Source organism: Alcanivorax sp. HI0007 (assembly GCF_001635525.1).
GTDB lineage: Bacteria > Pseudomonadota > Gammaproteobacteria > Pseudomonadales > Alcanivoracaceae > Alcanivorax.
In genome coordinates this window covers 1-1,154 of sequence record NZ_LWEJ01000183.1, presented here as the reverse complement: position 1 = coordinate 1,154, position 1,154 = coordinate 1, and the positions used below count along the sequence as shown (strand labels likewise).

Sequence of the window (1,154 nt, the reverse complement as noted above, 5' to 3'; positions counted from 1 at the left end):
GAGTCGTGGCAAAGGAAAAGTTTGAACGTAATAAACCGCACGTAAACGTAGGCACCATCGGTCACGTTGACCATGGTAAAACCACTCTGACCGCCGCGCTGACCCGCGTGTGTGCAGAAGTTTGGGGCGGTAGCGCCATCGCTTTCGACGGTATTGATAATGCCCCGGAAGAGCGTGAGCGTGGTATCACCATTGCAACCTCTCACGTGGAATACGATTCCCCGACTCGTCACTACGCCCACGTAGACTGCCCCGGTCACGCTGATTATGTGAAGAACATGATCACCGGTGCGGCGCAGATGGACGGTGCGATCCTGGTATGTTCCGCTGCTGACGGCCCGATGCCGCAGACCCGCGAGCACATCCTGCTGTCCCGTCAGGTAGGCGTTCCCTACATCGTTGTGTTCCTGAACAAAGCGGACATGGTTGACGATGAAGAGCTGCTTGAGCTGGTAGAAATGGAAGTTCGCGAACTGCTGAACGACTATGACTTCCCGGGTGACGATACTCCGATCATCAAGGGTTCTGCCCTGAAAGCACTGGAAGGTGACACCAGCGACATCGGCATGCCTGCCGTACAGAAGCTGGTTGAGTGCCTGGACGAGTACATCCCGGAGCCGGAGCGTGCCGTTGATCAGCCGTTCCTGATGCCGATCGAAGACGTATTCTCCATCTCTGGTCGCGGTACTGTAGTAACCGGCCGTGTAGAGCGTGGCATCATCAAGGTGGGCGAGGAAATCGAGATCGTGGGTATCCACGACACCACCAAGACCACCTGTACCGGTGTGGAAATGTTCCGCAAGCTGCTGGACGAAGGTCGTGCAGGCGAGAACGTTGGTGTTCTGCTGCGTGGTACCAAGCGTGATGAGGTTGAGCGTGGCCAGGTACTGGCCAAGCCGGGCTCCATCAAGCCGCACACCAAGTTCATTGCTGAGGTGTACGTGCTGAGCAAGGACGAAGGTGGTCGTCACACCCCGTTCTTCAACGGCTACCGTCCGCAGTTCTACTTCCGTACCACCGACGTAACGGGTGCATGTACCCTGCCGGAAGGTACCGAGATGGTTATGCCGGGCGACAACGTGCAGATGGACGTTGAGCTGATCGCGCCGATCGCCATGGAAGACGGCCTGCGCTTCGCTATCCGCGAAGGTGGT

General features: G+C 57.5%; 1 protein-coding gene. It reads left to right on the top strand.

The genetic code is table 11. The features are described from left to right. Positions 1 to 5 precede the first annotated feature (5 nt). A partial coding sequence (tuf, locus tag A3714_RS10060) for an elongation factor Tu (RefSeq protein WP_063525790.1) occupies positions 6 to 1,154 on the top strand: 1,149 nt, incomplete at its 3' end.